The following is a 26,295-nucleotide window of genomic DNA, read 5'->3' on the forward strand; positions in this document are numbered from 1 at the left end:
CGGTCAGGTGAGGTAGGCGCGGTGGCCGGTGACGGCGAGCCGGGTGGTGGGGCCGGTGTTGGTGCCGTTCAGGCGCACGCTCGGCGGCTTGCCGGGCCTGCCGGGGGCCAGGCGCAGGAAGGCGGGCCCGGTGTTGGTCAGACGCCCTGGGTCGGGGACGAGGCCGCCGGTGCCGGTCAGCTGCCAGGTGGCGGCGTCCACGGTGAGGCTCTGTCCGGCGCCGATCTGCCCGGTGTAGGTGAACGAGTCGCCGCCGGTCGCGTCGGTGGTGTCGGTGACGGTCGGGGCGGTGATCGGGCCGGTGAGCAGGTAGGCGAGCTGCTCCATCGGCGCGGTGGCGTCGGCGAACTCGGTCAGCACCAGGTCCTGGGGCACGGGCGCGCCGGGCCCGGTCGCATGGGTGCTGGTGTCGGCGGACGCCCAGTACCCGGCGGGCACGTTGACCTCCAGGCTGATGCGCATGCCGCTCTGGCCCAACGGCGCCGGGGTGAGCGCGGACAGGACCTCGCCCTCGCAGCGGCGGATCTGGCCGGCGGCGGTGTGCCGCTCGAAGGTGAGCAGCCGGTGCGGGCGGGCGACGACGCGCAGCAGGTCTTCCCACGCCGCTTCGACGTCTTGCCAGCCGCCGGTGGTGGGGGCCAGCCACAGGGCGAGGGTGAACTTGCCGGGGCCGTGGTGCTTGGGCCTCCACAGCTCCCCGGTCTTGTTGGGCACGGTGGCGTTCGCGCCGATGACGGCCGGGGTGCCGGTCAGCCCGGCCCGGTACTCGACGTCGCGCACCAGGCCGTCGGTGAGGTCGTAGCCGTCCACCAGCCAGCGTTCGCGGGCCATCAGGCGCTCTCCTTGTCGAACAGGCCGAAGCTGGCGAGGGCCCGCAACCGGGTGTTGACGGTCTCGCCGGGGGTCTCGGGCAGCGGGTTGGTGATGTACTGCACGATCGCGCCGGGCGAGATGACAGTGCCGATGCGCTCGCCCTGGCCGCCGCCGTCGGCGAGCTGCCCGCGGGCGGCGTTGATGGCGCTGACGGCGCCGCCGCCTCCGAGGCCGCGCACGGCCTGCGGCGTGAGGACGCCTTCGCCGGGGCTGAGGCGGGCCAGGGCGCTGTCCCGGCCGGGCGCGTAGCCGGGCACCACTCCCCCGGTGGCGTAGCCGCGTACGAACGCCAGCACGCCGTCCACGGCCCGGTTGACCATGCCGCGCAGCATGCCGCCCCACGCGGTGTCGGGCATCCAGTTGAACCAGCCCCTCACCGGGCTGAGGGCCTTGGCCAGGGCGCCGGCGGCCCAGCCGCGCATCTTGTCGATCGCGCCGTCGACGAGGCCGCCGAGGAAGAAGCCCTGCACGGGCGCCCCGGCCTCGGCGAGCCGCCCGGCGCGGGCGGCGTCGTTGAGGGCGGTGATGCCGCCTTCTCCGCCGAGCTGGCGCACGGCCTGCGGCACGAGCACGCCTTCGCCGGGGGAGAGCATGGCGGGCACGGTGTCGCGGCCGGGCGCGTAGCCGGGCACGACGCCGCCTCGGGCGAACCCGACGGTGAAGCTGGGCAGTTTGCCGAGGCCGAAGGCGTCGGCAATCCAGTTCCAGGCCTTGCGGATCCCGCCGTCGTACACGGTGTTGACCAGGAAGCGGATCGGCGGGGCGAAGATCCCCGACAGCTTGCCCCAGGACCAGGCCGCGAAGGACACCATGCCGTCGAGCGCGGAGCGCACGCCGTCGGCGAGCCCGCTGATCGCCCCGTTGACCGCGTTTCGGAACCAGTCGACCTTCTGGTAGGCCGTGACGAACCCGAGCACCAGGGCGGCGGCCGCGGCGACGATCAGCATGATCGGGTTGGCGGACAGCAGGGTCAGGGCGCCGCGCACGGCGCCGATCGCGTTGGCGACGAACATGATCCCGCCCGCGACGCCGGCCATCGTCAGCAGCGCCGAGACGAAGGCGCCCATGCCGGGGATCGACAGCAGCACCTGCACGGCCGTGGCGACGGCCTGGATGACGAACAGGAACCCGGACAGGGTGTTGCCGAGGCCGCCGAGCTGGGCGGCGATGCCGACGATCGAGGAGAGCAGTCCGAGGAGCTGGTCCCACAGCTGGCCGTTGCCGAGCGCGCCAGCCACCTGCATGACCGTGGGCAGGACTTCGGTGCGCAGCCGGGCGATCAGCGGCGCGAGTGCAGGGTTGTTGGTGAAGTTGAACCAGGCGACGCCGAGGGCTGCGACCAGCCGCCCGACTTCCTGGAGGACGGGGACGGTGTTGGCGAAGTACCCGGCGAGCTTGGCCTGCGTCTCCCCTTCGCCCGTGAGCGTGCGGAAGGAACTCGCGGCGGCCGAGAGCGAGTTGAGGAGCTGCTGTCCGGCGGGGGCGGCGGCGCGCCCGATGTTGAGGACACCGGCACCGATGTCCCGCAGGATGCCCCACAGCTGCGCGCCGGTGTCCCCGGCGCGCTGAAAGAACGCGCTGAGCTGGCCGCCGTCGCGGCGGGCCTGGATGAACGCGGCTGCCAAGGCCATCCCGCGCTCGGCGGCGCCGGCCAGGCGCTCCAGCAGCGGCGCGGCGGCGACCGTGAGGTTGCGCAGCCCGTCGGCCGCGCTCAGCCCGGCGTTGGCGAGCGACCCGATCACCCTGGTGTTGGTCGAGGCGACCTGCGCCAGATCCGCGCGCCACGGCCCGGACGCGGCCATCTCCGCGCCGCGCAGGGCGGCCTGCCCGAGCACCTGCCCGGTGTCGCCGATCGCCCGGTTGAAGATCGGCAGCAGGGTCAGGCCGCGGTTGATCGCCTTCTCCAGCGGAGGCAGCAGCGCCTCCTGCGCGGTGTCCCGCAGCCCGCGCAGCGCGGGCTGCACCGTGCCGGAGAGGAACCGTGCGAAGCGCTGCCCGGCCGGGGAGAGCGCGGTGACCGCCTGCTCGGCGGCACTGGCGGCCCCGGCGGCGGAGTTCAGCGCCTGGGACTGGTCCCGCACCGCGCGGGCCACGTCCCGTTGCGCGTCCGCTACCTGCTCGGCGGAACGTTGCTGCTGGCGCTGCGCTTCGCGAACAGCCTTGTCGAGGTCGTTGTGCGCGTCCTGGACCTCGCGCACCGCCTGGACGCGGGCACGGGCGGCCTGCTGCTCCGCGTCCTGGACGCCCCGGACCGCGTCCTGCTCGGCCTCCTGGGCGCGGGCGAGCTGCTCCTTCGCGGAGGTGACCTGGTCGCTGCCCTCGACGCCCTGTGCGTTGGCCTTTTTGACGTCCTCGGCGAGCCGCCGGTTGCGAGTGCGGACGTCCTCGAGCTGGTTGACCGCCTCCTGGTAGGAGATCTGGGCTTCGCGCCGGTCCGTCTCCGACGAGAACGGGGAGACGTTGACCTGGTTGAGCCGGGAACGGGCCTGCTCCAGCGACAGCAGCGCCTTCTGCTCCTCCAGCGGCCCGCGCGCGGCGTCCCGGTTCAGGTCCTCCAGGGTCCGCGCTGCCTGCTGCCGGGCATCGTTGAGTGCCTGTTGCGCCTGCGCGGCGGCCTGGTGCGCGCGGGTGACCGTGAGCTCCGCCGCCGCCAGCTGCCGGTCGGCGGCCGCGACCTGCGCCGCCGCCTGTTCCTGGACGTCGGCCAGCCGGCGCCGGGACTGCGCGACCTGCTCGGCGCCGCGAAGAGCCTGCTCGTCGCTGTCGCGCTGGGCGGCGCCGAGACGGCGCTGCGCGTCCGCCACCCGGTCGGCGGCGGCCTGCCGGGCCTGCGCGGAGGCGGACGACGCCCCGGCGGACTGCTTGTCCGCCTGGCCGAGGGCTTTGACGGCGGCGCCGATGCCGGAGAACGCGGCCAGCAGGGTGCCCGCGCCTTGGACGGCGGCGCCCGCCGCACCGGGAAGGGCGCCGAGCAGGCCGACCGCGGGCGCGGCGGCCGCGCCCATCGCGAACAGTCCGGCGGCGACCTGGGTGAGGGCCTGGCCGAGGGCGAGCGCCCCGGAGGCCATCGCGGGCAGGCGGGCCAGCCCGGCGACGGTGGAGCCGAAGCCCTGTGCCGCTTGGAGCAGCCCCCCGCCCCCGCCGTCGCCGCCGGCGGAGCCGCGGGCGTTGAGCGGGACGTCGACCGGCCGGGACGCGAGCGTGCGGAACGCCGCGAGGCGGGTGGTCGCGGCGGCGGTGTCGACGTCGACCCGAACGCGCACCGACAGGCCGGCCAGCGCCTCCTTGACGCGGGCGCGCAGCCCGGCCGTCTCGACGTCCAGGTCGACCTTGACCGTGGCGGCGGCGGCCTCGGCGGCGGCCCGGACGCGCTGGCGCAGGTTGCCGGTGTCCAGGCCGACACCGACGCGCACGTACGCGGCGCGGGCGGTCGCCGCCCGGACCTTCTCCGCCAAGCCGGACATGTCCGGGTCGACGGCGACCTTGATGCGGGCACGGGTGGCCTGCGCGGCGGCTTCGACGCGCTGGCGCAGCCCGGAGGCGTCCGGGTCGAGCCGGATCTTGGCCCGCAGGTTGCGCACCGCCGCGTCGACGCGGGTCCTCGCGTCCGTGGCGAATCCCGTCGAGTCGGCGACGACCTCGACAACGAGGCGGCCGGAGTCGATCTCCTCAGCCACGGTCGGCCGCCTTCCCGCTGCGCCGCAGCTCGGCGACCGCCCGGGCCATGCCCTTGCCGTCCCGCTCGCGCGCGCGGCCGGTGCTCAGGTGGGCCGGGCGCGGCAGTTCGACCGGTCGGCGCAGGCGGTGCTCCGCCGCCAACACCGACAGCAGCTCGACAACCTGCGCCAGCAGCTCCTGTGTCAGGCCCCAACGGTCCGCGCCGACCTCCGCCTCGTCCCGGCGCAGCAGGGCCTCGGCAGGCAGCCCCCGCATCAGGGTTAGGAGGCGTCGGGTGCCGAGGAATCCAGGGTCACCGGGCCGTCGCCAGACACCGCGGGCGTCGAGCTGGTAGTACCGCTGGAAGTCGGCTTCGAGGTCGTCCCACCGCTCGAAGCAGTCGCGGACGGCCCGATGAGTTCCCCCAGGCCCCCACCACCCGAGAAGTACTTGGTCCAGGCGTAGCGCACCAGCTCCAGGAGGTCGGCGTGGCTGGGACGCTGGGCCATCAGCTGCTTGTAGCCGTCATTGCCCAGCAGGCGGCGGCCCATCTCGGCAGCGGCGGCCAGCAGATCGGACGGCAGGCTCGGCTCCGAGCCGAGCACGTCCACGATCAGGCCGGCCGCCTGCGTCTGCTGCTCCCCCTGGGCCTGAGCGGCCTCCACCAGCGAGCGCAGCAGCAGCGGCAGGTACGGGATGCCGATCAGCGGCTGCCACACCTCCAGTGGCAGCTCGGCCGGCAGCATCGCCACGGTGGCGCCGCCGAAGATCAGCGGCTCCTCGCCGACGGTGTACTCGGCCTTGGCGGCGCACGCCTTCTCGGCAGCTGCGGCCAGACGGCGCTCGCGGGCGGCGTCGAGGTCGATCCCGACCATGTCGGCTCCTCGGTCTGTCGGCAACGGAATGCCGCAGACCGTAGAAGCGGGAGCTGCTTAGCGTCGCGCCCAACATCCGGGACACGAAGGCGGCCCCGGCACGAAGGCCGGGGCCGGAGATCCTACGGTTGCCCGCGCACCACCTTGGCAAACCCGATGATCTTGTCGAGCACGTCCTTCACGTCCCTGCGGGCCTTGTCCCCCAGGAAGGGGAACGCGAACAGCAAGTACAGAAGGCCTGGGATGAGTAGAAGCCCCAGAGCACCCAGCAATATCACAGCCAAGGATTCTGCCGAGAGCACCCGAAGAATCGACGCCAGGCAATTAAGCAAATCCATTTGATACTTCCTTTCTTAGAGTTACCTATGTTTGTCCTCCTTGGGATTTGACCCATTGGGACCGAAAACGTAAGGCAACCAGAAAGTTGGTACCAGCCGGAAAGGCTCACGGGGCCCAGCATCCCGTCAAGTCGCAACACTACCAGGCCACTTGGGACATTGCACCGGTAACACACACGCGCTCGCGGCTGCCCTGAGACCGGATCATGAACACGGCGATGCCCCGGCCGGGGAGAGGCCGGGGCATCGCGGGGTCGGGTGGCCCCAGGGGGGAGGGCTGCCCGACGTGATCCACAGTAGGCGCACGGGCTGCGAATGGGCACAGGCCAAAACAGCTACCGGCAGAGGTAGTTCACGGCGCCGCCGGGGCGAATCCCGGGTCGTCGGTCAGGTCGTACCACGGGTCCGCTCCCTCCCCGCCGATCACCTTCAGCTCGAGGGGCAGGGTGGACTCGGCGTCGTTCGGGTACTTCTGGGCCACTGACGCGACCTGGTCGCACAGCGGCACGATCCGCCGGTAGTGCTTCGCGCCGTCGATCAGCTCGACCACTGCCGCGAACGGCTTGCGCCCGCCTACCTTCGGCGGGCTGTACCGGTAGAAGGTCTTGCCGTTCTGGGTGAGGCTCGTGACCTCGCCGCCGCCGTACGTCGCGATGATGTTGCCGGCGTTCCACTCCTGAAGCTCGACCTTGACGGTCGCGGCGTCCTCGGTCTGGATGGTGCGGGCCGCGTACCTCAGCTGGTGGCTCTTGAGGTCCTCGAACTTCGGGTCGGTGTTCCACTCCAGGCTGCCCGGCTTGAACAGCCCGGCTTCCTTCCATCCGGCGGGCATCGCCGCCACCGGGTCCGTGGGTGCGACCGTACCCGGCGCCGCCAGGTACAGACGGGCCATCTGGGCTACGAACAGGCTCTCCGCGGGCACCGATCCTCCTCAACGTGGGCGCCAGGGACGAGCCGGACCGTAGGCCCCGCCGAGCGGTAGCGTCGCGCCGTCACCGCGCGTGGGGCTGTCGCACAACTCGCGCAATGCCGCCTCAGGCGGTCGGCGGGTGCGCGGTGACGGCGACCACGGCGACGTACCGTGCCTGGCCGGTCGGCTCCGGCAGCCACCCGCCCGTCGACAGCGCCCGCACGGCGGTCACCACCGGCCGGCCCGGCACGGCCGTCTGGTCCGCCAGCTCGTGCAGGGCCTTGATCGCGGTGGCGAACGCCCGGCGCAGCAGGGGGCGGGGCGTCGAGCGGTCCAGGTCGCCGAGTGCTTCGACCTGGAGGTGGAAGGTGGCGGTCCAGCGCCAGCCCGGGGCGGAGCCTCCGGGCACCTGGGTGATGCGGATGCGGGGGTAGGGCGGGGTGTTGCGGGCCCCGACCCGGCCGGGGCCGCCGAGCGCCGTTGTCAGCTCGGCGTGCCCCGACAGCCAGGCGACAACCAGCTCCTCGGGGTCGAGGGCGGCCAGGTCACCCACTCGCCTGCCCTGCCGCCTTGTTCGCCGTCGGCTTGGCCGTGGCCGGCTTGCGCTCGACCGGGGCGAGGGCCTTGGCGACCGCGTCCGTGTCGGTGGGGTCCACGTTGGCGACGTACCCGGCGCTGATCAGCTGCCTGGCCTCGTGATGCGGCACCTCGATCTCGTCGCCGGGCATCAGCTGCTCGCCGTCCCGCGTGAGGTGGTGGGCGAGGACGATCCGGACGTGGTCGGGCTGGGCCATCTCGGCTCCTTCGGGCGGTATTGGGGTGACCGGGCGAAGGAAAGCAGGGCCCGGCCTCTACCGTCCGCCCCGCCCGGGCCGGGCCTCGCCCCGGTCGGGCGCCGGCGGGCGGGTCAGCGGTACCGGGCGGCGACCTGGGAGGCGGCGCCGCTCATGAAGTGCGTGCCGTCGCCGTGCGCGAACTCGGCTTCGGCGGCCCGCGGGAAGTCGCACGTGACCGTCGCGCGGACACGCTCGCCGTCGATGGCGGCCTTGGCCGCCGAGATCGTCGCGGCGACGGCTTCCGGGTCCTCGGTGACCGTGCACCGGCACCCCGCGGTCTCCTCGACGGGGCCTTCGGGGTCGCGGGGCCCGGAGAGCGTGGCGTTCCCGACGGAGAACGGCAGCGGTGCCGGTACGGTCTGCCCGTCGGCGGCCTGGTGGCTGGGCCGGGCTTGTCCGTCTCCCTGGGTGTGCCAGGCTTTGGCGGCCGGGGCTCGGCGCCGGGCTTCTTCCTCGACTTCCTCGGCCAGGCGCTGGGTGTGCTGAAGCATCAGCGGGGCCAGGCGGCGGGCAAGGTCGGAGGGCAGCTCGAGGTGGGCCATCACGGGTGTCCTTCCGGCCGGGTGCCGTCCGAGACGCGGGCGCGCCCCTTGATCCGCACGTAGGCCAGCGCCGGGTCGTCGGTGTTCGCCAACTCGTCGGCCGCCAGCACCGTCCACTGCGTGCCGGTGGACGGCTCCACCACGACGTCGCCGGCCAGCAGGAGGCCAGCCTGCCCGTCCAGGGCCAGGTGCCACGTGCCGTCGGCCTGCGGCACGGCACGGCCTGGCCACGGTCCCCGCAGCGGGCCGAGCGGCCCGGTCACCTCGGCGCCGTGCGCGTCCAGGACGGGCACGCCGCGTGTGCGGACGCCGAGCTGCCGGTCGGCCAGCAGGACCGCCATCAGAGCCCCCCTGAGCCGAAGTGTCCGGGGATCGTGAGCCCGGGCGGGTTCGGCCTGGTCGGGGCCTGGTGGACCCGGCGGCCGCGCAGCCGCCACCGGTCGGTCGTGGTGAGGTCCGGCGGCGCGAGCACCACCGGCGGCTCGGCCGCGGTGTCGTACGTGACCGACTGGCCCTCCACGGAGGCGGAGGCGACGCGGCGCTGGCGCGCGGGCGCGTCCGCCAGCAGCGGGTGGTGGCACGCCGTCGCACGGACCCACAGGCGCAGCGGAGCGGTCTGCGGGTCGGTGCGGGCGTCGATGCCGGCGGTGTAGGTGACGGTGTACGTCGGCGTGCCGAAGGGACCCGACGTCGTGCCCGTGTCCAGGGCGGCGGAGATCACCGCGATGACGGGGCCGTGGCGGAGCACCCAGCCGTCCGCCCCGGCGTGGACGCCGCTCTCGGTGTACTGCGCGGGCAGCAGTGGCCGGCCGAGGTGCGCGATCAGGGTGTCCTGGGCGTCCTCGACGGCGACCTCGATGCGCTGCCGCACGAGGTCGCCGAGGGGGGTGGGGTAGCCGAGGCGGCGGGCGACGTCCTCGGCTGTCACGATCAACTCCACCGTCGTCCTCCTCGCGCTGCTGGGTGGCGAGGAGGGACGGTAGGTGGCGTCCTTCCTTGTGTCGTCCCGTGCTGCGTGGCGCGCAGCCGGGATCACGGCAGCTACCTCGCAGGCGGCTGCCGGCCTTCGTTCACCATCTCGGCGGATGAGCGCTCAGACCTCCTGGTGACGGTCCAGCCAGATCGCCGGGTCCTGGATCTCCCGGTTGGTCGGCATCCACTCTTCATCCTTCAGGAGGCGCTCGACCGCGGGGTACCCGCCGTAGGTGTAGACGGCGGCGACGAACTGCTCGCCCAGGTCGTAGGCATCCGCCCTGGGGGACTCGGCGGTGAGCCGGGTGAACAGCTCGGTCGGCTCGGGCTCGTCGTCCAGGCGTGTGCGTGTGGCGATGCCGCACAGCCGCTCGGACGCCCCCGCCTGGACCCAGGAGGCGTGGCCCTCAAGGACAGCGGACGGGAAGCGGCATTCGTCGTGGGGCCAGCGGGCCAGCTGATCCTGGGTGCCGAGGCGCACCACGGCGTAAGGGAGGGTCGGGTTGAGCTCGAACTGGGCGAGGTGGGTGATCTCGTGAGCGAAGACGCAGGTCAGGAAGCGGTCGCTGCCCCGGGACTCGGCGTGGGCGGTGGGCATGACCACCAAGGCCGGATTCTCGGCACGATAGATGATCGCGCCCTGGACCGTGGGGGCGAACTTCGCGTACATGGCCTTGCCCTTGGTCTTGACCGCCAGCGTCGCCGCCGTCCTGAGCAGCCGGCGCTGCACGCCGCCCAGCCCCAGGGATTCAATGCCCTTGTCGACCATCAGCTGGTTGTGCTCGACCTGCCAGGCGACGAACTGCTCTGGGGTCGCTATCCGCACGGTGATGTGCTCGGGCAGCGGCAACTGGGAGAGGTCGGCCGCCAGCGGGACGGCGGCTTCCATCAGCCGTTCGTACCGGCGCTGGTCGTCGGCAGTGGCGTTGGCGTCGTTGTGGATCGTGAACATCGTGGATCTTTCCGTGGTCGGACGGTTGTCGCGCGGCCTGGGCGCCCCCGCAGGAGCGGCGTTGGCCGTGGTCCCTGGGCGGGGACAGCAGAGGTCGTGCCGTACGTGGGGCCGGTCGGCTGGTCGCTGCGGCGGCCTGCCGGTGCTGGCGGGAAGTCGGATGCCGCGCGAGCGGCGGGCCCGGCACGGCTGCGGGCCGCGCAGCAGGCCCGGTCGGAAGCGCAGGGTGGTCTTCACGCTTCCTCGGTGGGACGCGGTACCGCACCCGCTGTCGGCTGGCCGCTCACCGGCGGGTCACCGAGTCGAGCCGGCGCTTCAGACGGTCGGTGTCGTGGCTGCTGGCGAGGTCGGTGTACTGGGCGAGGCTGGTGGAGTACCAGTCCATGGCGGCGTGGCGTTGGTCGGCGCGCAGGGCGGCTTGGCCCAGGAACTCCATGGTGTGCGCGGTCCAGTGGGGCGCGCGCAGGGAGCGGAACTGCTCCAGGGCCTTCACGAGGGCGCTGGCGGCCAGGTCGTGGGCGCCCGCCAGCGAGTGGGCTTCGCCGAGGTAGGCCAGCGCGCGTGAGATGTTGAGCGGGTCCGGGTCGGTCAGCCCCGAGAGTAGCGTGCAGGCCTCCTGGAGGACCGGCACTGCGGCAACGGGTTCGCCCAGCCGGGCGCGCGCCGACCCGATGAGGATCAGGGCGAGGGCCTGGCCGCGCACGTGGCCGAGCTGTCCGTAGCGGGTGGCGGCGGCGGTCAGCTGGGGCATGGCTTCGACGTAGCGGGCATCGGCGTGCAGGCACGCTCCGATGCTGCTGCTGCACTTGGCGATTGCCTCGAGGTCGCCTTCCGCGAGGGTCCGTGCGCGCTGGAGGCAGGAGATCGCCTCGTCGTACTCGCGGTTGTCGCGCAGGCCACCGGCGAGCGCGGACAGCAGCTCGCGGATGGCCACGGTGTCGCCCCAGCGCTCGGCGGCGGCCAGGCCCTGGCGGTGGATGGGAATCCACCGCTCGTGCCGGGTGTAGAGGAACAGCGGCCATGCCGCGTGGGTCACGCAGGTCGCGGCCCTGTATTCACCGTGCTTGGTGGCGGCGGTGATCGCCGGGAGCAGCGCGGGAGCCGTCGCTTCCAGCCAGGCGAGCGCCACGTGGTTGACGGCGAACCGGACGGGCTCGGCGGGTTCGTGCCGACTGGTGTGCTCCAGGACGCGGTGGTGGGGGGTGAGGACCCGGGCGGCTTCGTAGGCGGTGGTGGTCAGGAAGTCCAGGTAGCGCTGGAGGACGGCCGTACGGGCACCGGGGTTGTCGTTGAGAGCCGGGGCCCGGTCGGCCACCTCGGGGCGGATCACGTACACCGGTCCGCGGGCGGCGACGTCTGCGGTGTGCTCCAGCAGGTGCTGGGCCGTGAGCTCTTCCAGCCGTTTCCTGGTCTCGCGGGTGGGAGTGGCGGTGGAGGCGGCCACGGTGTGGACGTCCAGGTCCGGCGCCGGAAGGTGGGCGATGTCGGCGAGTAGTCGGCGTCCTTCCGGGGGCAGTCGGTCGATGGTGTCGGTGATCATCACGGGGAGGCGCTCCTCGTAGGGATGGGGTCGGCCGTGGTCCGGCCGGGTTGAGGGCGGGACCTCCACCGGCGCGCCCGACTGCCGGCGGCAGGCCGCCGCAGAGGTGTCGTGGCGGCCTACCGCTCGGGGTGCGGCGACGGCGCGCTGCTCGCCGGTGGTGCGGCGCAGCAGGACGAGGCCCGGTCTGGACGCGGGCGTTGGCAGGTGGAGGTGGTGGACCGGTGGGCGGCGCTGCGCCGCTACCCCTGTGCCGCCGCGAGCGCCAGTTCACCGGCAGGGGTCGTGCTCGCCGCGTGGATGGCCAGGGCAGCCCGGATCAGGCCGTCGTGCGACAGGCCCTGCGGGTAGTTGCCGAGATGGACTTGCTCGGCGGGGTCGTACTGCTCGGCGAGGAGACCGAGGTCGCTGCGCACCGCCAGCAGGCGGCCGAACAGGTCCTCGGCGTCGGCGTGCCGGCCGATCAGGGCGAGGGCTTCGACCATCCAGAACGCGGTGGCGACGAACGCGCCTTCGTGGCCGGACAGCCCGTCCACGTTGTCGGCCGCATCGGTACGGGTCGGGTAGCGCAGGAGCATGCCGCCGCTGGCGCCGAGTTCGCGTTCGATCGCCTCGACGGTGCCGATCACCCGCTTGTCGTCGGGCGGGAGGAATCCGGTGCGGGCGATGTGCAGGAGGGAGGCGTCCAGGTCGTGGCCGTCGAGGTACTGGGTGAAGGTGTTGCGCCCCTGGTCGTAGCCGCGGGCACAGACCTCGGTGTGGATGGCCTCGGCACTCGCCGCCAGCCGCAGCAGCGTCTGGCGGTCGGCGCCGCCGTGACGTTCCAGCACCCGCACCGCTCGGTCGAGGGCCACCCAGGCCCACACCAGGGAGGAGACGTACCGGCGCGGGGTGCCCCTGCTCTCCCACATCCCGTCGTCGGGCTGCTCCCACAGCTGCTCGGCCTTGAGCGCGAGGGCGAGCAGCAGGTGGTCGGCGTCCGGGCACGGCGGGATGCCTGCGTCGTCCATCTGCGCGAGCAGGTCGGCGAGTTCGCCGTACACGTCCAACTGGTGCTGTTCGGCGGCGGCGTTGCCGACCCGGACCGGCTCGGAGTCGCGGTAGCCCGGCAGGTGGGGCTGGGGCTCCTCGGCCGGCACCGGGCCGCCGTCGATCCCGTACAGGGGCTGGAGGGCGTCCGGGTCGATGTGGGTGGTCAGCCAGGTGCGGTAGGCGATGGGCTCGTCGGTGTATCCCAACGCGAGGAGGGACTGCATCATCCACGCGGTGTCGCGCGGCCAGGTGTAGCGGTAGTCCCAATTGCGTACACCGCCGATGGGCGCGGGCAGCGACGTGGTCGGGGCCGCGACCGCGGCGCCGCCGAGGTCGCACAGGCCCTTGAGGGTGAGCGCCGACCGCAGGACGGCGTCCCGGTTGGGGCCGTCGTAGGTGCAGGCGGCCGCCCACCGCGTCCAGTACCGCTTGGCCTCCTCCAGCACGGTGGTGTCCGCCGGCGGGGCGGGCGCCGGGCTGCCGGTGGACGTCCACGTCAGCGCGAAGACCAGGCTCTGCCCGGCCTTCAGCGGCGTGTCGCAGGAGGCGGACCCGCCCAGGTTGACGGTGTGGCGGGGCCCGTCCAGCCAGTACGTGTCGCTCCCGGCGGTCACGCGCAGCCGGGGCGTGCCGTAGTTGACTTCGTGCAGGGCGGGGGTGAGGGAGCCGTAGCCGGGGCGGGGCCGGAAGTTCGAGGCCAGGCGTACCGTGCCGCTGCGGCAGGTGGCGATGCGCACGACCGTCGGCGGCGCGTACCCGGTGGCGTCCGGGGCGGGCAGGAGGTCGACCACCTCCAGCACGCCGCTGCCGGTGTCCCAGGTCTGTTCGACGGCGAGGGTGTCGCCGACGTAGCGCCGTCGGCTCTCGGGCGGCGTGTTGGTGTACCTGGCCGGGCCGAGGCGCCAGAATCCGGCCGAGGGGGTGCCGAGGAGGCTGGCGAAGACCGCTGCGGAGTCGAAGCCCGGCAGGCACAGCCAGGTCATCGTGCCGTCGGGTCGGGTGAGGGCTGCGGTGCGTGTGTTGCTGAGGAAGGCGTGTTCCTCGATCAGGTCGGGCATGCTGGAACTCCTGAGGTGGGATGGTCGGTTGGCGGGGTTGCGGCCCTGACCCGGACGGCCGCCATGGGTGGTGCGTGTGGTGCGGTGCGCGTGAGCGCGGTGTGCTCGCCGGGGCGTGGCCCCGGCGGTCCGCTGCAGGCCTCTTGCGGGCCTGCCGGCGTCGGTCACGGACCGGGGACGGCTTCGAGTCCAGGGCGGCCGGTGGGCAGGGATTCCGCGCCGACCAGCCGCAGCGCCGGGAGGCGTCCCCGGTCGTTCTGGTCGCGGGTCAGGTGGAACAGTGTCCAGCCGTTCCAGTTCCCGGCGCAGGCCGTCAGGCCGTCGTGGCTGGTCCCGGTGCCCCAGATCATCTCGCCGGGCGTGGCCAGGAGCGCGGGCTGCAACTCCTTGGCGTCGGGTAGAGCGCGGCGCACCAGGTCCTCCGGTGATGGGCCGCCGGGTGCGTGGACCTCGGCGCGCCAACCGTCCTCGTACAGGGCGGTGGTGGAGGTGTAGCGGCAGGGTTCGCCGGTGCCGACCGTGGCGGAGATCGTGGGCGTGCCGGGGCATCCGATGAGCAGGAGCACCGGGATGCCGGTGCGGGCGACGACAACGGCGGCCTGGTCGCCCGGTGTCTGCGGGATGTGGGCGGTCATCGTGCGGCCCCTGCCCCTGCGGCCTTCATGACGGCCGCGTTGCCGAGGTTCCAGTGCCAGGGGAAGCCCGGCAGCGGGTCGGTGAGGAGGGTGGCGAGTCGCAGGTCGGCTTCGTGCTGCCAGTGGGGTTCGTCGCGCGCGTAGCCGGCGGCGGCCAGCCAGGCGCTCACCGCGAACGCGGGGGTGAGCGCGTGGTGGTAGGTGCGGCCGTCGGCGTGGCCGGTCACGTCGAGGCCGTAGGCGGCGGTGAAGGCCTGGTACTCGGCCGGGTCGGCTCCGTAGACGTCCCGGCGCCAGGCGTACGCGGCCAGGTCCCACAGGGCCGGGCCGATGGCCATGCGCTCGAAGTCGATCAGGTGGGCGACGCCGTCGGCGGTGACGACGCAGTTCCCCGGGCCGACGTCGCCGTGCAGCGGGGACATCGGGCCCGGCCATGCGGTGGCCTGCCAGGCCTCGCGGGCCGTGCGCAGGAGCCGGTGCAGGCGCCTGCGGTCTCGGGCCGATCCGGCCGGGAAGAGCGTGTCGATACCCAGGACCAGGCGGGTGAAGGGGTCGATGGCCGGCAGGCGCAGGCGCGGCCCGGTGGGCACCGGCAGTGCGTGGAGTCGGCGCAGCAGGAGCGCGACCTGCCGCGGCGTGGCCGGGAGGGTGCTCGGGCCGAGGTCTTCGGTGAACAGCACGTAGACGGTCTCGTGCCCGGTGTCGTGGCGGTAGGGGTAGCGTTCCTCGCCGACGGGGCGGGCGGCCGGTATGCCGCGGTCCAGTACGTACCGCGCGGCCTGCGTCTCCCGGTAGGCCTGCGCGAAGGTGGCGCCGGCGCCGCGGACCTTGGCGATGACCTTGCCGGGCAGGCGCCAGGTGTGGTTCTTGCCCGGCTGGATCAGCGTCGCTCCGGCGGAGTCCAGGTGGTGGCGCCGGGCGGCCGCGCGAACTGCCGCCAGGCTCTGTTCTGGTGTCAACGTTCGTCCCGTGGTCGGTCGTCCACCGCTGTTCAGCGGGCGGCGGGGGTCTTCTGCGAGATGGCCTGCGTGGTCTTGGGGTGGTAGTGGGAGCAGGAGGGGCAGTCGGGGTTGCGGGGGTAGGTGACGGCGCGGGGGGTCTGGTCGGCGGGGGCGATGAGGCTGTGCCGCTGGATGGTGCCCGTCGGGTTGGCGCTGCGGGTGCCGGTGAGGTGGGTTAGGGCGGCGTGGGCGGCGTAGGTGCCGGCCAGCAGTGCGCTGGTGGAGATGACGGGGTTTCCGAGCGGCCGGGGCAGGGCGGCGGCGAGGACCTCGCCGTGGGTGCCGGGCAGCCCGTAGGCGGTGGCGTCGAAGTGGCGCAGGCACTCCCAGCAGGGGCCGTCGCCGGTGCCCGGTGTGTAGAGGGCGGTGCCGATCAGCGGGCCGTGGTAGCCGGGGTCGATCCACGCGCAGGAGGTGGTCAGGGCGGCGCGGTTGGCGGTCAGGCGCAGGTGGTCGGGTTCGTCGGCGGCGAGGACGAGCAGGTCGCAGCGGCGCATCAGGCGCGCGAACTGCGCTTGGAAGGTGATCTGTTCGGGGTGCAGGACGATGTCGAGGTCGGGGTGGCGTTCCAGCAGGCGTTCGCGGGCGGCGTCGACCTTGTACCGGCCGATGTCGGAGCGGGTGTAGAGCAGCTGCCGGTTGAGGTTGGAGTCCTCGACGCGGTCGTGGTCGGCGAGGATCAGGCAGCCGATTCCGGCGCCGGCCAGGGCGGCCGCGGCGGTGAGGCCGACGCCGCCGATGCCGACGACGGTCACGACGGTGCGCGCCAGGATCTGCTGGATGTCCGCGCCGGTACGGCGGGGGTCCTGGTCGACCATCTCCCAGTACTCGATGCCGCGTTGGTGGAGTCGGGCGGTGCCGGAGTCCAGTCGCACGGCGGGGCGGGCCGCGGTGGCGTCGCGGACGTGTCCGGCCTCGGCGAGGTCGAGGAGCAGCCGGTCGACCTGGGCGGCCGGGACGTCGGGGTGGCGGCTGGTGACCGCCCGGACGGCCTGGTCGGCGGTCAGGGTGCCGTCCAGGAGCTGGAGGAGGTGCAGGCGCCAGCCGCCGGGGTCGGGCAGGGTGCTCGCGAGGCCGGGCAGGGAGCCGATCTGGATCCGGCCGTCCGGTCGGGTCGTGGGCTGGTGCTCGGCGCGCAGGCGGGGGTGGCTCACGGTGGGCTCCTCGGGTCGAGGGCGAGGACGGAGGTGGGGGCGGGGCCGGCGTGTCGCCGGGCCCGCCGCTGGTGGTGCCGGTGGGCTACTGGCCGGAGACGGTGCAGCCGAGCAGTTCGTGGGCGGCGGCCGGGCGCAGACCGCTGTCCTCGGTCTGCTCGGTGTCCTGCGGGTCGACGGCCACGGCGGTGGTGAGGGTGGTGTCCATGAGGCGTCCTCCTGAATTTTCTCGAAAGGGATGGTGGCGAATCAGCCGGGACCCATGAAAGCATTCACCAACTCGCCCCGGAAGGGTTTTCCGGGAATTTTCCGAAAGACTTTCCATGCCCTTTTCTGGGCAGCATTCAAGTCCGGCCCGGAATGATTCCAGGTCGGTTTCGAGAAAGGGTTTAGAGGTGGCTGATTTCCTTTCCGGCCTGGATGGCGCACTGGCCGGGTACGCGGAGCTGGTGCCGGCGGGGGAACTGGTGCCCTCGGTGGAGGCGCTGACCGGGCGGTTGCGCGAGGTGGCCCGGCGCGCGCCGGGGTTGTGCCGGATTCGGCGGATCGGCAGTTCGCGGCGGGGGCGGGCGCTGGACGTGCTGTCGGTCGGCACGGGGCGGCGGCCGGTGCTGGTGGTCGGCGGCCCGCACCCGAACGAGCCGGTCGGCTATGCCACGATCGCGTTCCTGGCCGAGCTGACAGCGGCCCGCCCGGAATTGCGCGACGGCATGTCGTGGCATTTCCTGCCGTGCGTGGACCCGGACGGCGCCGCCCTGAACGAGGAATGGACGAGCGCCCCGCTCGACCTGCACACCGAGCACCGCCATTTCTTCCGCCCGGCCTTGGCGGAGCAGCCGGAATGGACTTTCCCGATCCCCTGGCGGGGCGGGGTCCACCGGTTCGGCCTGCCGGAGCAGCAGGCGCTGGCCGACCTGGTGGACGAGCTGGAGCCGGCCGCCGTCGTGAGCCTGCACAACGCCGAGTTCGGCGAGCCCTTCTTCGTCGTGAGCCGGGACGTCCCCGGCCTGGCGGCCCGCCTGGCCGCGGTCGCCGCGCGCAGCGGCCTGCCGGTCGGCGAGGCCGCCCCGTCGGACGTCGTCGGCTGGCCGGTCCTCGGCGCCGGCGTCTACCGCATGCCTCCGATCGAGGAGTTGCTGATCCGCGACCACGACCGGCAGGCCCCGGCGTACGGCGCGCACCTGACCCACCACGCCGCCCGGCACGGGTCGCTCACCCTGCTGCCGGAGGTCCCCCGCTGGCACGCGGCCACGCGCTTCCACGACGGCCCGCCGACGGCCCTCACCGCCCTGGCCCGGGCCCTGACCGGGGAGAGCGAGGAGGTACAGCGGTTGCTGGAGCAGGCCGGCCCTCACGACGACGCGTTCGCGCGCGCCGCCACCGACACCCTGGCGGTAGCCGACTCCGTCACCCGCGCCTGGCTGCGGCGAGCCGAAGACCCGTCCCCGGTCACGGGCGTGGAGCTGGCCGAGGCCCACTACGCCCGGGTCGTCCTGACGCTGCGCTCGACCGCGATGGCCCTGCGCTCCGCCACCGAGGCGCAGCCCGGCCGGGCGGCACCCCACGTCCGCGAGCGGCTGGAGACGGTGCTCGCCGAACGCGCCGAACGCTGCCGACGGCGGCTGCGCATCCGGCCGGTGGAGCTGCGCCGCCTGGTGGCGGTGCAGGCCTGCGCCGCGCTGGCGGCCGCCGCCCTCACCCGGTAGCCCCCGGCGCGCGGCCCAGGGTGCTTCGCTCGGCGCGGTCCGGCGCGGCCGGGTGCGGTTCACGACGCGCCCCGGGCCGCGCAGAGCGGGCACGGCACGGCGGTGGCGTCCAGGACCGGGGGCGTCACTCCGTGGAGCCGGTAGACCGCTGCCGGGTTCCACGAGACGCGCATCCGGGAGCGGACGATGGCCAGGTGCCTGGCGACCGCGTGCTTCGAGAAGTTCCTGCTCCTGGCAATCTGGGTGCGGCTGTTGCCGTCCGCCAGGGCCTGGAACGAGGTCAGCACGGTGTCGGTGATCTCCCTCTTCAGCGTGGCCCGGCGCGGGACCAGCAGTCCCGTCCGGCAGCCGATGTCGATCATCTGCGGCGTGGTCGCCGCACCGAGCTTCTGACGGAGCGCGGCGAGGCACCTGCGGACGGCGTGCTCGGAGACGTCGGTACGGGCCGCGATCTCCACGCCGCTCAGGTCGGCGGCGACCAGCGCCATCACCTCGCGCTCCTGCGGCGTGAGGTCGGTGTAGTGCCCGCAGCGGCGCACCCGCGGCTCCCCGACCACCGGCACCCGGTGGTCGGGGGCGGGCGCCCGAGGAGGCATCTGGACAACTTCGGCCGACGTGCGGCGCATCAGGGTCGCGCCTTTCCGGCCCGCCCTCCGGGCAGGCCCTCGCGCTCGATCGTTGACGGGCTGGGGCTGACCGTCCCCAGGGGGCGCAGCGGCACCACCCTGCGCGCGCCCGCGCCTGGGGACGGTCAGCGTGGGATCGGCCGTCGCCGATCCCGTTCCTGGCTGGGCCGTCCGGCGGGAGTGAAACGGCCGGGCCAGGGGCCCGCTACGGCCCGGTCGGCCGGTCGTAGCGGGGGTTCAGGGGTGGTCGTGGCGCAGGCGGGCGCCGGCGCGCCGCAGGGCCACGGCCAGGTCGGCGGGGTCGGTCGGTCTTCGTTCGCCGTCCGGCAGGACGAGCCAGCTCCGTCCGCCGAGCCGCTGCATGCCGGGGGCGGGCATCGCGACCGACAGGGGGCCGTGTCCGTCTGCGGGGCGGCCGATCAGCCGGGTCTGCGGCATGTCCCACGCGGTGTCCGCCCGGATCGTGACCAGGAACTCGATGCACCCCTCGGCGCGGTTGTGCAGGACCGGGCCGACCGGCACGTCGGCGTGCCACAGGTCCGCCAGCGCGGCCCGGCCCGTCTGCACGTCGCCGACCCGCACGACGTTGAAGACCTCGCCGGTCTCGATGTCGGCGAGCCGGCCCGCCTTCCACTGGTCCATGGCCGCTTGCGGGTCCCGGTTGGCGGAGGCGAGCCAGGCGGCGCCGAGGTTGAAGTTCGGGGCGGCCGAGCGGAGTCGGCCGCTTCGCGTGTACGTCATGGGGTCGTTCCCGTCAGGCCGGGCAGAGCAGGTCGTGGATCGCCGTCCCGGGCTCGGTGCGAGCGGCCGGGGTGGCGTTGACGATGTAGACGACGGTGCCGTGGGTGATCGCGATGGCGTGGGACCGGCCCTTGGCGAGGTCGTCGGCCGCCCGCCCCTCGGCGGACGGGGCGTCCAGCCACAGCAGTTGCTCGTCGCCCTCGGGAAGGCCGAGTTCGTCGGCGAGAGCCTCGACCCGCTCGCGCAGCACCCTGACGGCCAGGCGCACACTGGCCGCACCGCCGCTCCAGAGCATGATCGGCTGCCCGTACCGGTAGTAGGCGGTGACCGTGCACCAGAACGGTGCCGGCGACGTCCAGGGGCGCGCCCGGGCGAAGACGTCCTGGTCGGCCACGTGGTGGTGCTGCGGCGCGGCGGGCCGCGACCGGTTCGGCGCGGTCCTGCGCCGGCGGCCGGACGCGGGCCAGCCGAAGACCTGGGCAAGTTTGCTGAGTTTCACCGCGTGGCTCCCGTGTCGTCGGCGAGAACGCTCGCCCATACCTTCTTCGTCGTGGCCGTCGTCACCACTCCCACGGCGAGCGCCAAGCGGTCGACGAGGATCAGTCCGCGGCCGTGTTCCCCGCAGGCGGTGAAGGCCCCGGGGAGCAGCCGGTCGGGCCGGGAATCCTCGACCTCGGCTCGGCAGGTACCGCCGCGCTCGTCAAGGCGCACCACGACGAAGTCGCCCGGGCCGCTGCCGTGCCGGATCGCGTTCGTCAGCAGCTCGGTGAGGACGAGCAGCAGGACGTCGGCGCGTTCGCCCCTCACGTCCCACCCCCACTTCCCCAGCTCTGACCGCACGCTGTGACGCACCGCAGGGACCAGGTCCGTATCCGCCCTGTATCGCCCTTTCCAGCGGCGTACGGTCGGGTGTTCGACGGCCACCATGTGCATCGCTCCCAGTGGGCGAAGAGGCTTCGGGTCGTGGGTCAACGGACCTCGCGCCGAAGGCACGACGCGCCCGATGCATTGCCTACGGAATCACCATCAACTTCCGATCACCAGGCCGGTTTTGGTGCGAATATGGTTCCCTTAGGGTTCAAAGTGGCCCGTGGCCTGCACTGTTGTTCGGCGTGGATCTCCGGGGGACTTATGGAGCAGCGACAGCTTGTCCGATGGCGGAGAGCCGCCGGCCTTACGCAGGAGCAGCTGGCCGAACTGTTGAACGTGAGCCTCTCCACCGTGCGCAGGTGGGAGCGCGGACACGACAAGCCCCGGCCGTGGAGGTATCCGCCACTCGCCCGGGTGCTCAAGATCAAAGTCGCTGATGTGAGTGCCCTCTTCGACGGTCCGCCAGCCACCGTGGAGCCCAGTCAGGCGCCGAGCGCGCCGACCATCGCCGATCTGACCACGGTCCTCGAACTGCGCGAGGCGCACCTCGCGTTGTCGGCGCGCTACGAACTGGTCCCCAGCTCCGAACTGCTCGCCGAAGGAAGCGAACAACTCGCGCATCTCAAACAGCTCGCCGAGCAGTCCCACTCCGGTCGCCTCACGCGGGACATGCTCGCCTTGCAGGCCGAGACCGCCATCCTGATGGGAAAGATCGTCTGGGACGCGAGCCAGCGCCGGGCTTCCGCCGCAGCCCGCGCGTACTACGATCAGGCCGCCCGCATCGGTGAGCGTCTGCGCGACCCAGCCGTGCAGGGCCATGCCCTCCTGCGGTCGGCGTACGTCGAGCTGTACGGCACGCGGGATGCCGAAGCCGGCCTGGTCCTGGCCCGGTCCGCCGCCACGGTGGCCGCACCGATCAGCCCAGCACTCGCGGGTCTCGCGCTGCTGCATGCTGGCGAGGCCCACGCGATGCTTCGCCAAGGACGCGAGTGCGACCGTGCGCTCGGCGAGGCGATCAGCACCCTCGAAACGGTCGATGCCACCGACATCGCCAGCGACCTCGGCGCCGTCGACCAAGTCGAGCGACTCGCCGGGTCGTGCCACCTCGAACTCGGGCAGCACCGCGCCGCGCAGAGACGGCTGGAAGCCGCGGCCAGTTCCGTTTCGATCGGCCCGAAGTCCCGGCCGATCGTGCTGGGCAACCTTGCCCGCGCCGCCATCGGGCAAGGCCAACTCGACGGTGCTGTCTTCGCGATCGGCCGGGCCATCGACGACCTTCAGACCGTCATGAGCGGTGGCGGAATCGGCGTGGTCGTCACCGCGGTCAGGGAACTCCGGCCGTGGCGAACCGCTCAGGAGGTGCAGGATGTTCAGGACAGGCTGTTCGACCTGATGGCTGCGCCGTAGAAGGGGAGCCTCCATGCCCAACAACGTCGAGGTGGACAAGGCCACGTTGCGACAGCGCGTGTGGAACGCGCTGGATGCCGCAGAGGCGGTTCGTGAACCAGCCCGCGACAGCATCCCCGACTTCCACGGCTCTCACGAGGCCGCAGAGCTGCTCGCCCAGCTTCCGGAGTGGAGGACCGCTTCGGTGGTGAAAGCCGTACCCGACACGGCGCAGGAACCGGTTCGGGCAATAGCCCTGCGGGAGGGGCGACTGGTCTACATGGCAGTCCCCCGGCTCGCCTTGCCGCATCCCTTCTTCGTCCTCGATCCGGCTGAGCTCAAGATCCCCGTTGAGGCTGCGGCGAACCGTCGCACTGCGGCGGCCGTCGCGCCGACGACCGACCTGGGCGACATGCGGCCCGTCGACCTGATCGTTCTCGGGAGCGTCGCCGCCGATCGCTCCGGAGCCCGGATCGGCAAGGGGGCCGGCTACTCGGACCTGGAGTACGCGCTGCTCGCCGAAGCCGGACTGGTGGGACCCGGCACCGTCATCGCGACGACGGTCCACCAGTTGCAGCTGGTGGACAGCGTCCCGACAACGGACCACGACGTCTACATGGACCTGGTGATCACTCCTACCGAGGTCATCAGGTGCCCGCCTCGCCCTCGTCCGGCCGGCATTCTGTGGGACCACCTCACCGAGGCGAAGATCCACTCGATTCCGGCTCTCATGGACCGGCGGCTCCGTCACGGCCGGACGACCTAGCGTGCTGACGCAGGCCGGTTACGCGCCGGAGCCCGTCTCCCGAAGGCGACGGGCTCCGTGAGCTCGTGGGGTCTACTCCCCGCCGAGCGCCAGCCGCAGGCGCTCGAACTCGTCACGGGGGACCGACTGCGTCGGCACGTAGAGCAGTTGCGTGACCGTCCGGTGGGTGCCTGGGTAGGTCCGGCGCTGGTAGATCCGCAGCCGGGGGAAGACGACGGTCTGCTCGGGGTAGCTGAGGTCGAACAGCTGCTCCAGGTCGTGGGGCAGCAAGGTGCCGTCCTCGTTCACCAGGTCGACGTGGCCGGAGGCCAGGGGCTGGTGGACGGCGATCCCCGGGGTCGTCGGCTCCGCCTGGTTCGGCTCCGGCGCGGCTGTGGGGCCGGGCGGCGGGTCGAGCGGCGCGGCGGCCGAAAGCTCGGCTGGCGGGGTCTCCAGGTCCGGGCCGTCCGCGCCGGCGGTCTTCGCCGCAGGGGCGGCGGTGGGCTTCGTGGTGGGCTTGCGGGCGGCCATCAGTGCGCCTTGAAGGTCCCGTAGACGAAGCTCTCGGGGCGCGGGACTTCGAGGCCGATGCGTTCGGAGCCACGCATCGTGACGACGCCCCTCTCGAAGTTGTCGCGGTTCTCCGTGCTGACCTGGACGGAGACCTGCTCCCGGTCGTACAGGCGCGCGCCCAGGCCGAAGGAGCCGACGAGGAACTTGCCCTGGTTGATGGCCATGGAGTCCACCACGGCGAGCCGCCAGACGACCTTCTGCGCGCCGATCGCGACGTTCACGGCGACCCGGTACGCGCCCTGGCCGTCGGTCTCCAGTTCCAGGTCCTCGAAGTCGAACGGGTGGAGCACGATGCCGCTCGGCGGGTAGTAGGCGAGCACGGCGCGGGTGGCCGCTCGGCGGATCGCCGCGCTCTGCTTGTCGGTGTCGGCCTGGGCGTAGGTCTGTACGCCCTGGGTGTTGACGATGCCGGTGATCTTCTCGTCGCCGCCGGCGCCGTAGAGGAGTTCGTTGTCCTCGGTCATCTTGACGCCGTCGACGAGTTCGCTGTCGATGATGTCGCGCAGCCGCGGCTCGTCGGCCAGGGTGTTCTTGTGGATGGGCAGCGTGGTCGCGATCTCGGCGACCGGGTAGGTGACGGTCTTGAACGTCAGCTGCGACTGCGGGGCTCGCGCGAACACCTCGACGGCCGCCGTGCCGCCGGGCGGCACCTCCATGGCCCGCTCGGGCACGATCGCCGCCCCGTTGGTGAAGCCGGTGACGCGCACCCCGTACAGGATGTTGGCGGTGGTGGTCTGGGACGGGAACAGGTCCCGGATGCGGCCGGGCCGCACGGCTCGCGGAACGATGTCCAGGTGCTCGGGGGTGCCGAAGCCGAGGACACCGGCGGTACCGGCACTGCGGCTGAACACGTCCTTGCGGCCGAGCTGGTCCAGGGCGCTGCCGTCGATGGTCACCATCTGGTCGAACGAGCCACGGAAGCCGACGGCCTTGAGGCCCTTGAACTCGTCGCTGTCGAGGAACTGCTGGCCGAGGGACTTCACCTGACCGGCGAGGTGGGCCGCGAGAGCAGCGTCCTGCGGGGCGAAGGGCTGCGAGGTGGGCTCGTTGAGGAAGGCGTGGACGGTGTCCGCGCCCTCCAGGTCGGTGATCAGCTGCTTGATCTCCTGGGCCTCGCCGAGGGCCTTGCGGAACGCTGCGGCCTTCTCGGCCGAGACGGTGACTCCGCCGTCCTCCACGGTGAAGGACGCGCTGATGGTGTCGAGTTCGGCGGCCTTGGCGCGCAGCGCGCCGTTCAGCTCCTTGAGTCGGGTCTTGTCGGTGGTGGTGGGCACGGTGTGGCGCTCCTTGGGATGGTGCCGGGCCACCCCGCCAGCGCGGGACGGAGGGGGTCCAGCCGTGCGACCGGTCAGCACCGGATCGCCACGGCGATCGGCACACCGTAGGGAGACCTGATCGCTAGTGTCGCGTCGAGCGCCAAGGCGCATGTCCGGCAGCGCCGAACACCGGGTTCTCTCCTTTCAAGTCACCCTTCTAGGAGTCGATTTGGCTGTGCCCATGCCTGTGCGACGCGGGTGAGTGTGGTGGTGTCCGGCAGGGTGCCGGACACCCGGCTACCGCCGGCCAGCGCGCTGGAGACACGCATGTACCCCTTCCCCAGGCCCCAACTGCCGCTCCTGGATGCCGCCTCGTGCCCACCGGCCGACGACCGCGATGCGAAGCCGCCCCTGACCGTCGACGGGACGGCGTTCCACGTCGTTCGGACCCCCGCCGGGTGGGCCCTGCGGATCATCTCTTCCTCCTCGGTCGAGTTGTACGGGCCGTCGGACAGCTCCGAGCAGGCGGAGGAGTGGCTGCACCGGTACGCGGCATGGCGTCTGTGGCCGTTGACCCGGACCCGCGGGCCCTGGGGCTGCCTGGTCAAGGCCCCGGAGGGCTGGATGACCGCGCTGGCGCACACGGCCCTGCCCCTGACCGTCCGACCGCACCGTGGCGTGCAGGACGCGGAGGTGTACGTCGCCGGTCATCTGATCGCCCCGGCCGCGTGGTCGGCTGTGCACGACACCAGCCTGCCGTCGGGGATCTGGGCGCTCGAAACCCAGTTCTGGGTGCGGGAGGGCTATCGGGTACTGGCGACGTGGGCCACTGTCGACCTGGGAAGGATCACCCGCGACGCCTACCGGAACGACGAGCTCGGCCGGGGCAACTACTCGCCGACCGACCTGGCCGAGCGGCTCGGCGTCTCGCCGTCGGCAATCTCCGGCGCGGCGTCCGGCACCGGCTGGAATCCCCCGATCAACAGGTCAACCGGCGTGCTGGCGAACCGAAATCGGCGCCTGTAGAAGCCGAGGAACGCTGAAGGGGCGGACACATGCTTGTGTCCGCCCCTTCAGCGTTCGTGGTAGCGGGGACAGGATTTGAACCTGCGACCTCTGGGTTATGAGCCCAGCGAGCTACCGAGCTGCTCCACCCCGCGTCGGTACTCCCGACTCTACGGCACGAGCGGGTGATCACAAACCGGATTCCCGCGCGGCCAGTGCTGCTGCTCAGCGTGCCAGCTGTCCGGTGAGGGTCGGCGAGGGCTGCGGCACCTCGCCGAAGTCCTCAGTTGTCGCCCTCCGTTGGCTGATGCGAGCTCTTCCGCTCGGCCCCCTGGCCGAAGAAGTAGCCGAGCACCAGCAAGAACGCGTTCCCCATCAGCTGCGGGGGGTCGTGCTTGAACCACATCCCGATAGCGATGCAAAGCCCAAAGACCGCCAGGAGCGCGGCCCCAACCGTCCCGGCTACAGACTCCCTCGACCACCACGATCGGCGCAGCGCAGACTTGTGCGCGGAGTTGTCCCGCGATATCTGGGCTCGCATAGCCTCCGCGTGGAAGTCGTCACGCTGCCTCTGCAGTTGCCGCTCCTCCCGGAGCTGCTCATGGACCAGTTGCCCAGCCCGTTGCCCCAGCCCCCCTGCGCCCTGTGCACCTTCTGCGTCCCCCGCCTGGGCTTCCTCGGCGGCTGACCTCTCGAACTCTTCAACACGCAGGGAGAACTGACGGTCAAGGAGCCTCCCTTTCAGCGGATACAGGGCGTGCCTGATGTCTACCGGTGCGACCGCCTCTTCACCCGAGTAGTCGGTGGAGACGTAGAGCGCGGTGCCGTACTGCTCAGGCTCTGCAACTGCTTGGTCGATCCAGGCAAGTGCCTTGGCCACTTGCTGCGCCGACATCGTCTCGATGCTTGCTGAACTTAGCTTCGCGTTTAACCTCGCAGGTCACCCGACCTGCTGATCTGCGGTTCTTTCCGGGACAGTGGAGGCGGCCGTTCTCCACGCTTCGAGATGTCG

At 72.5% G+C, this 26,295-nt stretch carries 29 protein-coding genes and 1 tRNA gene; 4 read left to right on the top strand and 26 right to left on the bottom strand.

What is annotated here, in order from left to right:
- Positions 1-3: 3 nt before the first annotated feature.
- The 18 genes from ACWDD9_RS20470 to ACWDD9_RS20555 all read right to left on the bottom strand — a co-directional run bounded on the left by ACWDD9_RS20470 (position 4) and on the right by ACWDD9_RS20555 (position 16,583).
- Positions 4-831 (bottom strand): hypothetical protein, encoded by an 828-nt coding sequence (locus ACWDD9_RS20470; protein ID WP_449812223.1) that lies wholly within the window; start codon positions 829-831, stop codon positions 4-6.
- Positions 831-4,550: a hypothetical protein gene (locus tag ACWDD9_RS20475; protein WP_449812224.1), complete on the bottom strand. Its 3,720-nt coding sequence runs from the start codon at positions 4,548-4,550 to the stop codon at positions 831-833. The genes ACWDD9_RS20470 and ACWDD9_RS20475 overlap by 1 nt, the downstream gene beginning before the upstream one ends.
- Positions 4,543-4,806, bottom strand: coding sequence for a hypothetical protein (locus ACWDD9_RS20480; protein WP_449812225.1), 264 nt, complete (start codon positions 4,804-4,806; stop codon positions 4,543-4,545). The genes ACWDD9_RS20475 and ACWDD9_RS20480 overlap by 8 nt, the downstream gene beginning before the upstream one ends.
- 5 nt (positions 4,807-4,811) lie before the next feature.
- Complete coding sequence (locus ACWDD9_RS20485) at positions 4,812-5,405, bottom strand: hypothetical protein (RefSeq protein WP_449812226.1); 594 nt, start codon at positions 5,403-5,405, stop codon at positions 4,812-4,814.
- A 122-nt stretch (positions 5,406-5,527) separates the two neighbouring features.
- Positions 5,528-5,743: a hypothetical protein gene (locus tag ACWDD9_RS20490; RefSeq protein WP_449812227.1), complete on the bottom strand. Its 216-nt coding sequence runs from the start codon at positions 5,741-5,743 to the stop codon at positions 5,528-5,530.
- 352 nt (positions 5,744-6,095) lie between these two features.
- Entirely contained in the window at positions 6,096-6,665 is a 570-nt protein-coding gene (locus ACWDD9_RS20495; RefSeq protein WP_449812228.1) for a phage tail tube protein, read from the bottom strand.
- 112 nt (positions 6,666-6,777) lie between these two features.
- Positions 6,778-7,206 carry a hypothetical protein gene (locus ACWDD9_RS20500; protein WP_449812229.1) on the bottom strand — a complete coding sequence of 143 codons (429 nt, stop codon included), beginning with the start codon at positions 7,204-7,206 and terminating at the stop codon, positions 6,778-6,780.
- Positions 7,199-7,447 carry a DUF7210 family protein gene (locus tag ACWDD9_RS20505; RefSeq protein WP_449812230.1) on the bottom strand — a complete coding sequence of 83 codons (249 nt, stop codon included), beginning with the start codon at positions 7,445-7,447 and terminating at the stop codon, positions 7,199-7,201. The genes ACWDD9_RS20500 and ACWDD9_RS20505 overlap by 8 nt, the downstream gene beginning before the upstream one ends.
- Positions 7,448-7,560: 113 nt before the next feature.
- Positions 7,561-8,031 (bottom strand): hypothetical protein, encoded by a 471-nt coding sequence (locus tag ACWDD9_RS20510; protein ID WP_449812231.1) that lies wholly within the window; start codon positions 8,029-8,031, stop codon positions 7,561-7,563.
- Entirely contained in the window at positions 8,031-8,372 is a 342-nt protein-coding gene (locus ACWDD9_RS20515) for a hypothetical protein (RefSeq protein ID WP_375875634.1), read from the bottom strand. The genes ACWDD9_RS20510 and ACWDD9_RS20515 overlap by 1 nt, the downstream gene beginning before the upstream one ends.
- Positions 8,372-8,971, bottom strand: coding sequence for a hypothetical protein (locus ACWDD9_RS20520; RefSeq protein WP_449812232.1), 600 nt, complete (start codon positions 8,969-8,971; stop codon positions 8,372-8,374). The genes ACWDD9_RS20515 and ACWDD9_RS20520 overlap by 1 nt, the downstream gene beginning before the upstream one ends.
- A gap of 153 nt (positions 8,972-9,124) precedes the next feature.
- Positions 9,125-9,955 (bottom strand): hypothetical protein, encoded by an 831-nt coding sequence (locus ACWDD9_RS20525; protein ID WP_449812233.1) that lies wholly within the window; start codon positions 9,953-9,955, stop codon positions 9,125-9,127.
- A 283-nt stretch (positions 9,956-10,238) separates the two neighbouring features.
- Positions 10,239-11,498: a hypothetical protein gene (locus ACWDD9_RS20530; RefSeq protein ID WP_449812234.1), complete on the bottom strand. Its 1,260-nt coding sequence runs from the start codon at positions 11,496-11,498 to the stop codon at positions 10,239-10,241.
- A 239-nt stretch (positions 11,499-11,737) separates the two neighbouring features.
- Positions 11,738-13,585, bottom strand: a complete 1,848-nt coding sequence (locus tag ACWDD9_RS20535) for a glycoside hydrolase family 15 protein (protein WP_449812235.1) — start codon at positions 13,583-13,585, stop codon at positions 11,738-11,740.
- Positions 13,586-13,749: 164 nt separating this feature from the next.
- Positions 13,750-14,220 (bottom strand): hypothetical protein, encoded by a 471-nt coding sequence (locus tag ACWDD9_RS20540; RefSeq protein ID WP_449812236.1) that lies wholly within the window; start codon positions 14,218-14,220, stop codon positions 13,750-13,752.
- Positions 14,217-15,179, bottom strand: a complete 963-nt coding sequence (locus ACWDD9_RS20545; RefSeq protein ID WP_449812237.1) for a phosphotransferase family protein — start codon at positions 15,177-15,179, stop codon at positions 14,217-14,219. Before ACWDD9_RS20545 ends, ACWDD9_RS20540 begins: the two co-directional genes overlap by 4 nt.
- A gap of 32 nt (positions 15,180-15,211) precedes the next feature.
- Positions 15,212-16,375 (bottom strand): HesA/MoeB/ThiF family protein, encoded by a 1,164-nt coding sequence (locus ACWDD9_RS20550; protein ID WP_449812238.1) that lies wholly within the window; start codon positions 16,373-16,375, stop codon positions 15,212-15,214.
- 85 nt (positions 16,376-16,460) lie between these two features.
- A complete protein-coding gene (locus ACWDD9_RS20555; protein WP_375875626.1) occupies positions 16,461-16,583 on the bottom strand; it encodes a hypothetical protein in 123 nt (40 codons plus the stop codon).
- Positions 16,584-16,770: 187 nt separating this feature from the next.
- On the opposite strand from ACWDD9_RS20555, the gene ACWDD9_RS20560 reads away from it, so the two are divergent.
- A complete protein-coding gene (locus ACWDD9_RS20560; RefSeq protein WP_449812239.1) occupies positions 16,771-18,081 on the top strand; it encodes a M14 family zinc carboxypeptidase in 1,311 nt (436 codons plus the stop codon).
- A 59-nt stretch (positions 18,082-18,140) separates the two neighbouring features.
- On the opposite strand, the gene ACWDD9_RS20565 is transcribed toward ACWDD9_RS20560, so the two are convergent.
- From ACWDD9_RS20565 to ACWDD9_RS20580, 4 genes are all read right to left on the bottom strand, one after another.
- On the bottom strand, positions 18,141-18,707 hold the full coding sequence (locus tag ACWDD9_RS20565; RefSeq protein WP_449812240.1) for a LuxR C-terminal-related transcriptional regulator: 567 nt from the start codon (positions 18,705-18,707) through the stop codon (positions 18,141-18,143).
- Between the two features lie 237 nt (positions 18,708-18,944).
- Entirely contained in the window at positions 18,945-19,448 is a 504-nt protein-coding gene (locus tag ACWDD9_RS20570) for a hypothetical protein (protein ID WP_449812241.1), read from the bottom strand.
- A gap of 13 nt (positions 19,449-19,461) precedes the next feature.
- Entirely contained in the window at positions 19,462-19,947 is a 486-nt protein-coding gene (locus ACWDD9_RS20575; protein ID WP_449812242.1) for a hypothetical protein, read from the bottom strand.
- Positions 19,944-20,375: an ATP-binding protein gene (locus ACWDD9_RS20580; RefSeq protein WP_449812243.1), complete on the bottom strand. Its 432-nt coding sequence runs from the start codon at positions 20,373-20,375 to the stop codon at positions 19,944-19,946. Before ACWDD9_RS20580 ends, ACWDD9_RS20575 begins: the two co-directional genes overlap by 4 nt.
- 204 nt (positions 20,376-20,579) lie before the next feature.
- Between ACWDD9_RS20580 and ACWDD9_RS20585 the strand changes: the two genes are divergently transcribed.
- Together ACWDD9_RS20585 and ACWDD9_RS20590 are read left to right on the top strand one after the other, a co-directional pair.
- The gene (locus ACWDD9_RS20585) at positions 20,580-21,725 is read left to right on the top strand and encodes a helix-turn-helix domain-containing protein (protein WP_449812244.1); all 1,146 of its coding nucleotides are present in this window, start codon (positions 20,580-20,582) and stop codon (positions 21,723-21,725) included.
- Between the two features lie 13 nt (positions 21,726-21,738).
- The gene (locus tag ACWDD9_RS20590; RefSeq protein WP_375875620.1) at positions 21,739-22,470 is read left to right on the top strand and encodes a 5-formyltetrahydrofolate cyclo-ligase; all 732 of its coding nucleotides are present in this window, start codon (positions 21,739-21,741) and stop codon (positions 22,468-22,470) included.
- Positions 22,471-22,542: 72 nt separating this feature from the next.
- Here ACWDD9_RS20590 and ACWDD9_RS20595 read toward each other — a convergent pair whose 3' ends face one another.
- Both ACWDD9_RS20595 and ACWDD9_RS20600 read right to left on the bottom strand, forming a co-directional pair.
- Positions 22,543-22,980, bottom strand: coding sequence for a hypothetical protein (locus ACWDD9_RS20595; protein WP_375875619.1), 438 nt, complete (start codon positions 22,978-22,980; stop codon positions 22,543-22,545).
- A complete protein-coding gene (locus tag ACWDD9_RS20600; RefSeq protein ID WP_449812245.1) occupies positions 22,980-24,296 on the bottom strand; it encodes a phage major capsid protein in 1,317 nt (438 codons plus the stop codon). Before ACWDD9_RS20600 ends, ACWDD9_RS20595 begins: the two co-directional genes overlap by 1 nt.
- A 309-nt stretch (positions 24,297-24,605) precedes the next feature.
- Here ACWDD9_RS20600 and ACWDD9_RS20605 point away from each other — a divergent pair, with 309 nt between their 5' ends.
- Entirely contained in the window at positions 24,606-25,304 is a 699-nt protein-coding gene (locus ACWDD9_RS20605) for a hypothetical protein (RefSeq protein ID WP_449812246.1), read from the top strand.
- Between the two features lie 57 nt (positions 25,305-25,361).
- On the opposite strand, the gene ACWDD9_RS20610 is transcribed toward ACWDD9_RS20605, so the two are convergent.
- Together ACWDD9_RS20610 and ACWDD9_RS20615 are read right to left on the bottom strand one after the other, a co-directional pair.
- Positions 25,362-25,438 (bottom strand) — tRNA-Met (locus ACWDD9_RS20610).
- Between the two features lie 128 nt (positions 25,439-25,566).
- Positions 25,567-26,178 (bottom strand): hypothetical protein, encoded by a 612-nt coding sequence (locus ACWDD9_RS20615; protein ID WP_449812247.1) that lies wholly within the window; start codon positions 26,176-26,178, stop codon positions 25,567-25,569.
- Positions 26,179-26,295 lie beyond the last annotated feature (117 nt).

Source organism: Kitasatospora sp. NPDC001119, assembly GCF_053598475.1.